The 13,046-nt window shown below is 63.1% G+C and carries 9 protein-coding genes; 4 read left to right on the forward strand and 5 right to left on the reverse strand.

Features of this window, described 5'->3' with window-relative positions; all coding sequences use genetic code 11:
• The first annotated feature begins 201 nt into the window (after positions 1-201).
• On the forward strand, positions 202-393 hold the full coding sequence (locus tag ACFFWD_RS45185) for a DUF1192 domain-containing protein (RefSeq protein ID WP_376975952.1): 192 nt from the start codon (positions 202-204) through the stop codon (positions 391-393).
• Positions 394-969: 576 nt separating this feature from the next.
• Positions 970-1,482: a protease adaptor protein RcdA gene (rcdA, locus tag ACFFWD_RS45190; protein WP_376975953.1), complete on the forward strand. Its 513-nt coding sequence runs from the start codon at positions 970-972 to the stop codon at positions 1,480-1,482.
• Positions 1,483-1,544: 62 nt separating this feature from the next.
• Here rcdA and plsY read toward each other — a convergent pair whose 3' ends face one another.
• Positions 1,545-2,204 carry a glycerol-3-phosphate 1-O-acyltransferase PlsY gene (gene plsY, locus ACFFWD_RS45195; RefSeq protein WP_376975954.1) on the reverse strand — a complete coding sequence of 220 codons (660 nt, stop codon included), beginning with the start codon at positions 2,202-2,204 and terminating at the stop codon, positions 1,545-1,547.
• Between the two features lie 190 nt (positions 2,205-2,394).
• Positions 2,395-3,900, reverse strand: a complete 1,506-nt coding sequence (gene pdxR, locus ACFFWD_RS45200; RefSeq protein WP_376975955.1) for a MocR-like pyridoxine biosynthesis transcription factor PdxR — start codon at positions 3,898-3,900, stop codon at positions 2,395-2,397.
• 87 nt (positions 3,901-3,987) lie between these two features.
• Between pdxR and ACFFWD_RS45205 the strand changes: the two genes are divergently transcribed.
• Positions 3,988-4,614, forward strand: coding sequence for an FMN-binding negative transcriptional regulator (locus ACFFWD_RS45205; protein WP_376975957.1), 627 nt, complete (start codon positions 3,988-3,990; stop codon positions 4,612-4,614).
• A gap of 15 nt (positions 4,615-4,629) precedes the next feature.
• Positions 4,630-5,244 (forward strand): LysE family translocator, encoded by a 615-nt coding sequence (locus ACFFWD_RS45210; RefSeq protein WP_376975958.1) that lies wholly within the window; start codon positions 4,630-4,632, stop codon positions 5,242-5,244.
• A gap of 127 nt (positions 5,245-5,371) precedes the next feature.
• Here ACFFWD_RS45210 and ACFFWD_RS45215 read toward each other — a convergent pair whose 3' ends face one another.
• From ACFFWD_RS45215 to ACFFWD_RS45225, 3 genes are all read right to left on the reverse strand, one after another.
• Positions 5,372-7,144, reverse strand: coding sequence for an adenylate/guanylate cyclase domain-containing protein (locus ACFFWD_RS45215; protein WP_376975960.1), 1,773 nt, complete (start codon positions 7,142-7,144; stop codon positions 5,372-5,374).
• A 216-nt stretch (positions 7,145-7,360) separates the two neighbouring features.
• On the reverse strand, positions 7,361-10,723 hold the full coding sequence (locus ACFFWD_RS45220) for an adenylate/guanylate cyclase domain-containing protein (protein ID WP_376975961.1): 3,363 nt from the start codon (positions 10,721-10,723) through the stop codon (positions 7,361-7,363).
• Positions 10,724-11,013: 290 nt separating this feature from the next.
• On the reverse strand, positions 11,014-12,816 hold the full coding sequence (locus tag ACFFWD_RS45225; RefSeq protein WP_376975962.1) for an adenylate/guanylate cyclase domain-containing protein: 1,803 nt from the start codon (positions 12,814-12,816) through the stop codon (positions 11,014-11,016).
• Positions 12,817-13,046 lie beyond the last annotated feature (230 nt).

The raw sequence follows: 13,046 nt of genomic DNA on the forward strand, positions 1-13,046 counted from the left end.
GCCTTTTCCGCCGGAGTGGAACGCCATTAAGCGCCGAACCGTGCCGCCAAATGGCTGGCTTTCTCAGACGTGATCTTCTCAACCAGTGGCCCGGGGCATTTGCTCCGACGTTGCGCGCGCGTGAAAGGCACTGCAAAATTCCTCTTGCCAATGATTTTTGATCTCTGGACGCAAGGCGCCAGATCACTGCCGGAGGACAGTATGCCGATTGAGGACGAGGACCGGCCGCGCAAGAAGATCAGCCACGAGATCGGGCAGGATCTCTCGCTGTTGTCGGTCGAGGAATTGACCGAGCGCATCGCGCTGTTGAACGCGGAGGTCGATCGCCTGAAGGAGGCGATGACTAAGAAGCGGGCGTCCAAGGATGCCGCGAACAGCTTCTTCAAGTCGTAGCGCGCGATCTCAAGTTACGTCGTCGCGGACAAGCGGGCCACCGGGTCGTAAGAGCTCCAACCTCCCCTTGAAAAGGGGAGGTCGCTTTGCTCGTCCGAGCAAAGCGGGTGGGGATCTGGTCTCTCCGCATGCACCGTTGCCTGCGGCTGACCCCCATCCCGACCTTCCCCCTTGCAGGGGGAAGGAGAAGAATCGCAGCCCGGATCTAGCTTCGCTGCATCCGGGGTACGCACTCATCCGCGCTACGCCGCGCCGTCCCAAACTAGGCCAATGGCCGACATGGCAAACAAAACATAAAGAAAGCCGTTCATTTACGATCGATTAAGCTTTCTCGATTATGACTACATTGTCCTCGTTTGGACACCGAGTGGCTCCTGTCCACTCTGTTTGACGCCTCCCTGTTATCAACTTCAAAAGCCGCCGGAAACGGCGGCTCTTTTTTGTGCGCCCCATCAGCTGGAAACCATAATTCGGGTTGCGGCTGGACTCTTCGCTGCGCCCGCGCAATGATTTGTTCATCATAAGCCGGCGCGCAAAGACGCCGGCCCGGGTAATAGTGGTGTGAGGGCGTTAACCATGGCGGATCGTTCGCTGGGCGAATCCGGGCTTGTGCTGTTCAGTGAACGGCTGACCAATTCTGCGGCATTCGGAGTGCTGTTCCGGGAAGGCATGGATCTGGTCGAACAGACCGCCGCCTATCTCGACGGCGACGGTCGCAACGAGGCCAAGGCGCTCGAACGTTCGGTCAGCCTGACTTACGCAACTGAAAGCATGCGCCTGACCACGCGGCTGATGCAGCTTGCGTCCTGGCTGCTGCTGCATCGCGCGGTCAAGGAAGGCGAGATGACGCTGACCCAGGCCAATCGCGAGAAGACCAAGGTCAAGCTTTCGGCCGCCGATCCCGGCCCAGCCGACATGATCGCGAAACTGCCGCAGCAATTGCAGGACCTGATCGCGCGCTCGATGGACCTGCAGTCGCGGGTTTGCCGGCTCGACATCACGATCCATGCGCCGGCGCCCGATCGTTCCACGATCGGCAATCCGCTGGTGCCGCAGCTCAACCGCCTGAAGGCGGCGTTCGAGCAGTAAGGCCAGCGTGAGGCGTCGTCGCGACGTGCCGCGCCGCGCGGCGTGGGCCGTGCCCTGATGAATCAGGTCGGGCGTGCACTTTGCCCCAGGCGTGGCTCTGTCCCGGCCTTTAGCCGCTGGATGTTGGCGCGATGGCGCGCAATCACGTAAAGGCCGCCTGCAATCACCAGCAAGCGGTACGGCAACGGTTGCTCCAGGCCGCAGATGAGGGCAATCGCAGTCAACGCCGCCAGCATCGAGCTCAGGGACACGATCCGAAAGATAGCCAGCACAACGCCAAAGACGGTCGCAGCCGCCAAGCCCACTGGCCAGGACAGCGCCAGCAACACGCCGAGCCCCGTCGCAGCGGATTTGCCGCCTGTAAAATTCAACCAAATCGAACGGCCGTGCCCCAGCAACACGGCAAGTCCGGCCAGGCCGACAGCCCAAGGCGCCCAGCTCTGCTGATCAAGAGCGGTCGGTGGCGTGACAGTAGCGAGCCAAGGATAGAACCAGCGCGCAAAGACGATCGCCCCCGCACCTTTCAGCACATCGACCAGCAGAACCACCAACGCAGGCCATGTCCCCAGGGTGCGCAAGACATTCGTCGCCCCGGTGGATTTGGAGCCATGCTGGCGGATATCAATGCCCTTGAGCAGTCTGCCCGCCAGATAGCCGGTGGGCGTAGACCCGAAGAGATAAGCGACCGCTAATCCGGCGATACTGGCAATCCAAAAAACCATGGGATTCACCTCGACGCTTTCATTTCAGGCGAATGTCATCTGGTTGTCTACGTCTTCCGCGATGGGGCATTCCGATCCCATCGCGCTTTAAGAGCGTTTTCGAGCGAAGTGGATACCGGTTCGCGTAAAGAAAACGCGTCAAAACAAGAATCTAGAGCCCCGTTCCGATTCCATCGGAACGGAAATGGCTCTAGCGAGCCCACGCCTTGGCACTCCGCTGCGATCCGTATCGATCCATGATCCTGCGCAGACGCATCGCCGCCGCCTCCAGTTCCTCCGGCGCGAATCCGCCGAAGCCGAGCATCAGGCCGGGCAGCGGTGCGGCCTTGTACATCGGCGAGATCGGCCGCGCGACGATGCCATCGGCAAGCGCGGCCTTCACCAGTCGCACATCGTCCGTGCCCTTTGGCAGCCACAGCAGCAGATGCATGCCCTGATCGCTCGGCTGCAAGGTGACATCACCAGGCATGTGGCGTTCGAGCGCCGCGATCAGCGTCGCGCGTCGCGCCGCGTAGACGGCGCGGATGCGCCGGATATGGGCTTCGAAGAATCCCTCCCGCATGTAGGCCGTGAGCACGTGCTGGTCGGAGGTCGGCGAATGCCGGTCGAGCAACGCCCGCGCGCCGGCAAAGGCATCGACCAGCGGCGCCGGTGCAACGACGTAGCCGAGCCGCAGCGAGGGGAACAGCACCTTGCTCAGTGTGCCCAGATAGATCACGCGCGGGGGATCGAGACCCTGCAGCGACGGGAAGGGATGCCCGGCATAGCGCAACTCGCTGTCGTAATCGTCCTCGACGATCCAGGCATCGCGGCGCTGTGCCCATGCGAGCAGCGCGTTGCGCCGCGCCATGCTCATCGGCATGCCCAGCGGATATTGATGCGACGGCGTCACGAACGCCGCACGCGCATGCGGGCACGCGGTGACGCCGGCATCGACGTCGATGCCCTGCGCGTCGACCGGCACGCGCGTCGTGATGAGGTCGAGGTCGTCGAGCACGGCCGTCATGCCCGGATAGGCGGGATCCTCCGCCCAGACATGATCGCCGCGCAACAGCAGCACGCGGCCCGTGAGGTAAAGGCCCTGCTGCGTGCCGGCCGTGATCACGACCTGGTCGGGCTCGCAATGCACCGCGCGCGACTTGCGCACATAATCGGCGATCGCTTGGCGCAATTCCTTCAGGCCGCGCGGATCGCCGTAGCTCGATGGCGCCGCCGCACGCGATGCCCGCACCCGGTTGCCGAGACGCCGCCAATTGTCATCGGGCGCGACGCTGCCGCCGGGGACCGCGATCGCAAAGGGGACTTCCGGCATCGGCGTGAAGGCACGGGCGACCTCCGCCAGCCGGCTTGCGCGCGGCGGCAGTTGCACCGGAGCGATCTGCGGTCCACGGCTGCGCGGCGGGCGCGCCACAGGCGGCTGGTCGGCAAGTGTCGGTGCGACGCGGGTGCCGGCGCCGATTTGCGATTCCAGATAGCCCTCGGCGCGGAGCTGATCGAAGGCCTCCGTCACCGTGCCGCGCGCGATGCCGAGCGCTGCCGCCAACGCCCGCGTCGACGGCAGCAATTCGCCGGCCTTCAATTCGCCCCTGGCGATGGCCGCGCGCAGGGCCCGCGCAATCTGGCGGCCGACCCCGCCGGCGGCGCGGTCGACCGCTCCGAGCGAGGGAATGTCCGATGTGGCGCGACTGCGTGGCATAGTGGACCAGTCAGATTTGTTGAAAGTGGACCTTATGATAGGCCACTTCGGCGCTAATGTGCGAGCCAATAACGCACGAGGTTTGCCATGTATCTGCCGCCGCACTTCAAGATGGACGAGTTGGCCGCGATCCACGCCGCGATGCGGGCGTCGCGGTTGACGACGCTGGTCACCGCGACCGCGGACGGGCTGATCGGGACGCCGCTGCCGCTGATCCTCGATGAGCGCGAGGGCCAGTACGGCACGCTCTATGGCCATGTCGCGCGGCCGAATCCGCAGTGGAAGACGCCGGCAGTTGGCGAGGCGATGGCGATTTTCAGCGGGCCCGACGCCTATGTGACGCCGTCCTGGTACGTGACCAAGGCCGAGCACGGCAAGGTCGTGCCGACCTGGAACTATGTCGCCGTACACGCCTATGGCGTGGCGGAATTCTTCGAGGATGCCGATCGCTTGCTTGATGTGGTGACACGGCTGACCAATCTGCACGAAAGTTCGCGCGCAGAAGCCTGGCAGGTCACCGATGCGCCCGACGACTTCATCCGCGCGCAACTGCGCGGCATTGTCGGCTTCCGGTTGCCGATCACGCGGATCGACGCCAAGAAGAAGATGAGCCAGAACCGCAAGCTTGAGGATCGCGCAGGTGTCGCCGCGGGCCTCAGAGCAAGCAACGATCCGCTCGACCGCGAGGTCGCGGCAATGATCCCGACCACCTGAGGCGAGTGACTGCGAATGGAATTGTATCTCGCTTTCGCCGTCACGACCGCGACCTTCGCGTTGATGCCGGGGCCGGCGATGCTCTACGCCGCGGCGCGCACGCTGGCGGGCGGCAGGCGGGCGGGCCTGATGGCCTCGCTCGGCCTTCATCTCGGCGGCTATGTCCATGTGATCGCGGCGGCCGCCGGGCTGGCGTTCCTGTTTCACGCGGTGCCGCCGCTGTTCATGGCGATGAAGTTCGCCGGCGCGGCCTATCTGGTCTGGCTTGGGCTGTCGCTGTTTCGCGATCGCGACGGCACAGCGCCCGTCGCGCTTGCGCCGGTGTCCGCGCGGCGCGCCTTCGTGCAGAGCATCGTCGTCGAGGTGCTCAATCCGAAGACCGCGATCTTTTTCCTCGCTTTCCTGCCGCAGTTCATCCATGCCTCGGCGAGCCTGCCGGTATGGGCGCAGCTCTTCCTGCTCGGCACGACCGTCAATCTGACCTTCTCGCTGGTCGACGTCGTCTGCGTGTGCTTCGCGAGCGCCGTGATGGCGAAGCTTGAGCGCTCGCGCTCCTCGCGGCGGATCATGCAGCGGATCGGCGGCGGCATCCTAGTCGGGCTCGGCGCGCGGCTCGCGCTGGATCGCTAGGTCGTGTACTCATGAACTCGTCGCGTCCACTTTACTCTCGGAAGGCGACGTTGAAGCCGACACAGCCTATGTCGGCCTTGGGCCTGGACTCATGCACTGCAACAAGCAGAACGGGTCTCCTTGAACGTCAGCCCTCAGGCGCCCCGGCCAAGCGCATACCCTTGATCGCGCGCTCGCGCCCTGCGAGGTAGGTCGGATCGGACAATGCCCATACACCAGTGCCGTCGATGTATCGGCGCACTGTGAAAGTTGGGTCGACCTCAAGGCCCGCTTGCACCGCCTCTCGCGCGAGGTCCAACTCTCCGAGCCGCGCCAGCGCAGAAGCTAGATGGAAGTGCGCGAGGGAATAATTTCGGTTCACGTCGATGCCTCGGCGCAGCCAGATAACGGCTTCCTCATCCAAATTGAGCTGTGCTTTGGCCAAGCCGATCCATACCAACCATCTGTGCGACAGTGTGTCGTGAGGAGAAAGACGGAATGCTTCGTTGATGTGGGCCTCGGTTTCTGCTCCCCGTCCAAGGAGAAATTTGGCGTACCCGATGAGACCGTGAGCACCCGCCAGATTGGGGTCCAATTCCAAGGCCAGCTCGCACTCAGCGATGCCCTGAGCTATGCGTCTCGTGTACATGTAGATCAGGCCCAAATATACGTGCACGACAGCGTAGTTCGGTGCGAGGGACAAGGCCTTGGTCAAGCTCGCCTCTGCTGTCTTGCACCGCCCCGACCAGTCGTCAGTCGTGAGCACCGCCGCAACTGACGCATCGACCATCCCTAAGCCCACCATTGCCTCGATGTTGCCAGGATCGATGGACATGGCCCGCTCGAAGAAGCTGCGCGCTTGCGGTAAGTTTTCCGCGGTCAATCCCTTGTTCAACCGAGCCCTGCCTTGGAAAACCAGATCCATGCAGTCCGGATGCAACGAACGCTCTGCTCTCCGCGCCTCTGCTGCAACGAGTTCAGCCTGTAGCTGGTTTGCCAGTCTGGATACAATTTCGTCCTGCATGTCGAAGAGGTCGGCGACCGGCTTATCAAAACGCTCAGCCCACAGGTGTTCTCCGTTTTCGGCGTCGATCAATTGCACGTTGACCCGGAGACGATCGCCGCCGCGTTGCACCGAACCTTCAAGCACATAGCGGATGGTCAGCTCACGTCCCAGCTTCTTCACGTCCACAGCTTTGCCCTTGAACGTGAACGCAGTGTTTCGCGCAATCACGAACGCGCCACGGATACGCGACAGGTCCGTAGTCAGGCTCTCGGTCACCCCATCGACGAAATATTCCTGCTCGGGACCGCCGCCAATGTTTGCGAACGGCAGCACCACTATGGACAAACGCGGAGCTAAAGACCGCAACGGTGCCGTTTGATGAACACTTGCGCTCGGGCCAACCGAATAGGCGCGGATCGGACAGGCAATGTTTTTGAGGGTTTGCTCGCCAAGGTCAGTGAACTCGACCGGGACCTTGCCGCGAACCTGTTCATAAGCTGACGACGAGATACAGATGCCCCCTGGCTCAGCGATCCCCTCAAGCCGAGCCGCGACATTGACGCCATCGCCAAGAATGTCATCGCCCTCGATCAGAATATCTCCGAGATTGACCCCGATCCGAAAGAGCATTCGCCGGTCCTGTGGGACACCTTCGTTCCTCTGGGCCATCACGGCTTGCACAGCTACTGCGCATTCAACAGCATCGACCACGGAGGGAAACTCTAGGAGCACGCCGTCTCCCGTGGTCTTGACGATGCGACCGCCATGCTTTGCAACTAGCGCATCGGTGACCTTGCGGTGTTCGCGGAGTGTGCGGGCGGTGCCGACCTCGTCGAGCCCCATGAGCCGCGAGTAGCCCGCCACGTCAGCGGCCACTATCGCCGCCAACCTGCGTCCGACCCGCGCTTCGGCCATCCGGTGTGCTCCGGTCCAAGGCAATAACGGCTCAAGTCTATGGGGCAATATCGGGGTGTGTCCATCCCCTCGCAGCAATGACCGCTGTGGGTCAATCCCGTCGTTTTGGGCATCAGTTGGCCTCTTCCGGTGTTCACCAAAAACCAGACCACCTCAGCCCGATGGTGGACTTCGCCATCGGGCCAAACCCGGAAGTCGTCGCCTCCCTTTGATGGCTTATGACGGCAACGTGGTAAGCAGCGCTTGAGCTTCCGCGATCTCCGGAAATTCCGGCGTCGGCGAAAAGCCTTCCAGCGCAGGCGCGAGCACGGCGTGCGCATCGGCGAGACGGCCGGTCGATTGGTAAAGCTTGGCCAGCGACAGCGCCGCACGCAGCTCGAAGCTCTTTGCCTTTTGCTGCTGCGCGATGGCAATGGCAGTAAGGAACGCGTTTTCGGCAGGCCCCGTGTTCGCCAGATCGCGCTTCAATAAAATCTCGCCGTGGACGCGATGGGTGTCGGCTTCATTCCAGCGCTGGCCGGTGCGTTCTGTCAGGGCAACGGCGTGATCGATACGAGCGAGCGCCGCTTCGATCTCGCCCGCTTCTGCTTCTGCCTCAGCAAGGGCCGTTTCTAAGAGTGTCGTAAAGAGGAGGTTGCCCATATCGTGGCACGCGGCGATGCCGCGGCGCATTGCGTCAAGACCGCCCTCCCGATCGCCAAGGTGCCACCGCGCCCATGGCTGCAGGAACTCGCCATAGGCGCTGTAGAGTGGCATGCCATGTTCGCGCGCCAACCTCACCACCGTCTCGGCTAGGGGCGCCGTTGTGGCCGCATCCCGCCGGGCGACATGGAGCAGCGCATATTGAAAATGCCCGTAGACCATTGTCAGCATATGGCCGCTTGCCACCGCCCGGGCGAGCGCTTTCTCGCCAATCCGCCGCGCATGGTCGGTCTCGCCCAGCGGCCACAGCGCCAAAGCCATAAACACCATCGCACGGACGCCCGTGTCCCGGCCGAAGCGGTAGGCCAGATCACGGTCGCGCTGCGCATCGAACACGGCGAGCGTCTGCTCCATGTGGGCGCGCGCCAGCTCGAAATTTCCAAGATACCACTCCGTCACGCCGGCAAGGCAGTGCGCCACGGCGGCTTCTGGCGACAGCGGCTTGCCCTCGATGTCGCGCAGGATGACTTCGGTGATTGCCCGCAATGGGCCGGCCTCTCCGCGGCTGAGATACCCGACCCAAAGGCCGTAATTGGCTGAGAGCTGTTCAATTAAGTCATCAACCGAAGCGGCCAACTCCCGGGCACGCGCAAAGGCGGCCGTCGTTTCAAGCGCGGCGTCGCCGCGTGCCGCGAGTAACGCATGGCCGAAACTAGTCTGGAGCCTTGCCCGTGCGACTTCGGGCGTTGTGGTACCCGCACTCTTGTCAGCCATCTCGATAGCTTTGCCGAGATGTGCAATCGCCTCCTGAAAGGCGGAGCGGCGCAGCGCCTGGTCGCCGGCCTTGCCCCACCACTCGATCGCCGCGTCGGTCATGCCCGCTTGCGTGAAGTGATGCGCCATCACTTCCGGCTCGGCGTCGGCCGCCGCGGCAAAGCGGTCGCGCAGAATTTCCGCCACGCGACGATGCAAAACGTGACGGCGGCTTTTCAGAAGATTTTCGTAGGCGGCGTCCTGAATGAGGGCGTGCTTGAAGCGATAGCCGGTGTCCGGCGGCAGGCCCTGTACCAGGAAGATGTCGGCTTCAGCGAGCTTTTCAAGTGCCACCTGAAGGGGTGCGTCATCCATGCCGGCAACAGCGCGCAGCAACGGATAGGAGAAGCCACGGCCGATGATTGAGCCAATCTGCACCACTTCACGCGCAGAGCCGAGGCGATCGAGCCGCGCCATCAACGACTGCTGGAGTGTCGGCGGAACTCCTTGGGCGGCGCCTTGATCGCCGCGCTCCAACAAAAGTCGCGTCACCTCTTCGACGAATAGCGGTACACCGCTGGTGCGCTCGGCCACGTCATCAACCACCTCCTTCGGCAGCGCATGGCGGGCCGCGAGCTCGCCAACCATGTGGCGCACCTGCGAGCGATCAAGCGGAGCCAAGGAGATCGTGGTGTGATGCGAGCGCATGTCCCATGGCGGCCGGAACTCAGGTCGGGCGGTGATCACAACGAAGAGAGGCGCTAGCGCACCGCGCTCGGCGATGCCGCGCAAGACATCGAGCGTGGTCGGATCAGCCCAATGCACATCTTCAAATGCCAGCACCGCCGGCTGAGTTCGCGCGCCAGCCATGACCCAATTAGTGAGTGCTGTCAGCTGGCGGCGGCGCAACACCTCGGGCTCTAAGTTCGCTGCACGGTCCTGCGGCAAGGGGATGTCCAATAATGGCGCCAGTAAGGGAGCATTCTCCGCCGGGTCGAGCCTGACCAGTGCCAGCGTATTCTCTAAGTCGGCGAGACGCTGCTCAGCGGGTACATCGGCGCCGCCGAAGCGCTGGCGGCCCCAATCACCGATCGGGTGCAGCGGCGTGTTTTGCAGAAGCTGCGAGCAACTCCATTCTACCCAAGTGTGGGGCACCTCGCGCAGCCGGGGATGGAATTCCTCGATCAGGCGGGATTTCCCCAATCCTGGCTCGCCCACGATCATCACCAACTGACCTTCGCCCCGCCGAGCCCTTTCCCAGCGCCGCACTAGCATCGCGATCTCCTCCTCGCGACCCACCAGCGGCGTGAGATGGCGCTGTCTCCCGCGGCGTCCGCCACCGCTCGCTCGTACCAACCGGTAGAGCGTCACTGGCTCCGGCACACCCTTAAGTTCATGGCTGCCGCGCTCCTCAACGACAAACAGACCGGCGACCTGATGCTGCACCCGTGCTGTCACCACCGCCGTGCCTGGCTCTGCTAGCGCCTGCACCCGCGCCGCAATGTTAGGCGCGTCACCGTATATCTCGCCCGCCGTATCGATCACGACCGGTCCGGTTTCAATCCCGATGCGCGCGTTAAGCACCGGCTTGCCTGCGTCAGCGCTCTTGCGGTTCAACCCAACGAGGGCCTGTTGGATCGAGAGCGCCGCCCGCGCCGCGCGTTCGGCGTCGTTCTCCTGCGCCACCGGGTAACCGAACAACACCATTAGCCCGTCGCCCAACTTCTTGGCGACATGGCCGCCCATCTCGGTCACGGCAGCGCAGGCAGCATCGAGATAAGCGCTGACGAGGTCGCGCCATTCCTCGGCATCGAGCTGCGCGGCAATGCTGGTCGAGCCGACGAGATCACAGAACATCACCGTGATGTAGCGGCGCTCGCCGCTGGCCTCAGCCGCGGCGGAGATCGGCGGTGGTGTCGCGGTCGGGATTGGCTCTGCCGCGACGGTTGTGCGACGCGGCGCGGCAGTTGCCTTGGCGGGCGCGGCCGGCGCGTTCTTTTCGATGCCGTCGATGTCGGCAATGGCGCGCAATATTTTTCGGCGATCACCGAGGACGACACCGAGTTCTTTCAGGTCCTGATCGGTCAGGTCGCGAAGGACCGAGAAATCAATGCGGTTTTCGGCAAAACGTTGGGCGTATTCGGCCATGCCGAGCTTTTCGAGCCATTCGGCAATCTGCTGCATCGCGGACCCCTACGGATTTTTGCGCTATCCGGTCCGTATCGACGAGAACAGAAAGTCTATCACGCGTGCCGACTTATTGCAGCGCCCGCAAGGCGGGTTGCATGTCCGGTCAGGGTCATCAGCGCCATTCAGACGGGCGGCTTGCCGTTTCCGGTCTAACTCGACAAGCAGACAGCTTATTGGCCCGTCCAGACTTCGCATTCGGGCCATGAACGGACCTTAGGCCGAGTGGAAAAATTCAGCGAGTGATGAGCTGATGCTCCTGCACGCAGCCTTGCGTCAGCGACCGATCACTCCGGCAACCCCGCCTTGCGCAGGCCATCAAGGAACGCCTGGAGGCATCCCGGCTTCTTTATGAAGACTCCGTAGAGGAGCCGCATGCTGGAAACCGTGGTATCGGGATTAACCGCGAGCAGCCGTTTCACCCATATGTGCCCTTCCTCCAGCCGTCCGAGCAGGCCGCAGGTCGCCGCCTTCATGCGCAGCGCGGTCGGATAATCCGGCTGCTGATGAAACGTCTTGTCGCACCAGTCCGAAGCTTCCTCATAGCGGCCCGCCATGAAATGCGCGTACACGAAACCTATCGAGCCGACATACGCGAACATATCCATCGGGCTCAACCGTGCGGATCGGTCCAAATGAGCGACCGCCAGCTCGGTATCGCCGCGGAACGCGTGCACCAAACCGCTGGCTCTCCATGCATTCGCCGAGTTCGGATTGAGCGCGAGCGCCCGGTCGATGAGCGCGATGCCGCCCTCAAGATCGCCATTCATCAGGGCGAGCGTATGCCCTGCCATCCACAATGTCTCGGAATCGTCCTGTCCCAGCGAGGCCGCGAGCTTCGCCAAGCGGATACCCTCCGCAAGCGCGGGGTCCGAGGGAAACACCCACCCCCTCGCCTTCTGCATCACATAGCACCACGCGGCGAGCCCGTACGGAGCAGCGTATTGCGGATCGATCTCGATGGCGTGACGGAGGAGCCGCAGCGCCTCGCGGTTACCTTCATGGCTAACAATGAATTGTGCCTGGGCGCGCAGGTAGAGGTCATAGGCGTCAAGGTTCTCGGTGGGTTTGCGCCGCGCGCGTTCCATCTCCGCGTGACGCACCTTGGGCTCGATGATGCCCACGACGCTCGCGGCGACTCGGTCCTGGAGGTCGAAAATGTCGTCCAGCGCGCCGTCGAAGTGGTCGGCCCAGACGTGAGCCCCGGTCATGGCATCGACCAGCTGTCCCGTGATGCGCACGCGGTCACTCGCCTTGCGCACGCTGCCTTCGAGCACGTAGCGCACGCCGAGCTCGCGCCCGACCCGCTTCACGTCGACCGCCTTGCCCTTGTAGGTGAAGCTCGAGTTGCGCGCGATCACGAAGAGCCAGTGCACCCGCGAGAGCGCCGTGATGATGTCCTCGACGATGCCGTCGGCGAAGTAGTCCTGCTCGGGGTCGCCGCTGAGATTGGTAAAGGGCAGAACGGCGATCGAAGGCTTGTCGGGCAGCGCGAGCGCGGACCTGGCCGATGGCGTCGGCTGCCGCCGGCTGGGATCGACGATTATGCGGTAAACATGGACAGGCCGGGCGATGTTCTTCAGAGTTTTCTCGCCCGCATCCTCTACTTCGAAAGACACCTTATCGCGCGCATGATTGAGGACCGTCTGAGAGATGCAAATGCCGCCGGGTTCGGCGAGCGCCTCAAGCCTGGCCGCGATGTTGACGCCATCGCCGTAGAGATCGCGGCCCTCGACTATCACGTCACCGAGGTTGATCCCGACACGAAATTCGATCCGCTTGTCCTTTGGCACCTGAGCATTACGCTCAAGCATGCCCTGCTGCACCTCGATTGCACAGCGCACCGCTTCTACCACGCTCGGAAATTCGATCAGTATTCCATCACCCGTCGTCTTCACGATGCGACCGCGGTGCTCTTTGTTCTTGGGGTCGATCAGCTCGCTGCGATAGGCCTTGAGGCGGGCGAGCGTGCCTTCTTCGTCCGCGCCCATCAGCCGGCTATAGCCGGCGATGTCGGCGGCAAGAATAGCGGCAAGCCTGCGTTTGACCGGTTCCGAAGCCATTGAGGTGCGTTTCCGCTCCAGACGCATCCTCCCTGGATCACCCCAGATGCACTAAAGACTGTAGCACATTCGGCCCCCGCAGCGGGAAGGTTCAGAGTCCGGCGGCTACAGGCGATGGTCCGGTAAGACTTTTCGTCGATCGCGACGGCCCGAGCGTCTGCTTCCCAGCCTTCTGCGAACTTGACACACGGAGATGACCGCTAGACTGTATGTCCCCTCCACAAAATGAGGCGACTCACCCTCGATGTTGCAACGAG

It is taken from the genome of Bradyrhizobium erythrophlei (genome assembly GCF_042430365.1).
Taxonomy (GTDB): domain Bacteria; phylum Pseudomonadota; class Alphaproteobacteria; order Rhizobiales; family Xanthobacteraceae; genus Bradyrhizobium; species Bradyrhizobium erythrophlei.